The organism is Capnocytophaga sp. oral taxon 329 str. F0087 (assembly GCF_000213295.2).
Taxonomy (GTDB): Bacteria; Bacteroidota; Bacteroidia; order Flavobacteriales; family Flavobacteriaceae; genus Capnocytophaga; species Capnocytophaga leadbetteri_A.
Genome location: NZ_KN390122.1, coordinates 1 through 505 on the forward strand (window position 1 = coordinate 1; position 505 = coordinate 505).

Here is a 505-nt window from a genome sequence, read left to right on the forward strand (position 1 = left end):
CAGCCGAAATCTACAGAGGTTTATCTACCGTCCGGTACTGCTTGGTACGACTTCTGGACGAACGAGAAGATAGAGGGAGGCCGGGAGATTACCCGTGAGACCACGCTCGACCTTATACCTCTATATATAAAAGCTGGTAGCATCGTGCCTTTTGGTCCCGACGTGCAATATGCCACGGAAAAGCCGTGGGACAGCCTGGTTCTCCGTGTTTATCCGGGTGCCGACGGCAGTTTCGTGCTTTACGAAGACGAGTTCGACAATTACAATTACGAGAAAGGCGCTTATACGGAGATTCCTATGTCGTGGGACGATTCTTCGCGCCGTCTGACCCTGGGGACGCGCAAGGGCGAATACAAGGGTATGTTGCAATCCCGCGGGTTTACGGTGGTGCTTCCCGACGGACAGCAAAAGTCCGTATCTTATAATGGAAAGAAAGTTTCGGTGAAGTTTTGATAAGGTGTCCCTCGTGACGGGACAAAGATTAGCCTCCGCAAGAAGCTGCGTT

The 505-nt window shown here is 51.9% G+C and carries 1 protein-coding gene; it reads left to right on the forward strand.

The window, feature by feature from the left end; genetic code table 11:
• Positions 1-453 (forward strand): DUF5110 domain-containing protein (locus tag HMPREF9074_RS11730; protein ID WP_034541150.1); only part of this gene is annotated, 453 nt, incomplete at its 5' end.
• Between the last annotated feature and the right edge of the window lie 52 nt (positions 454-505).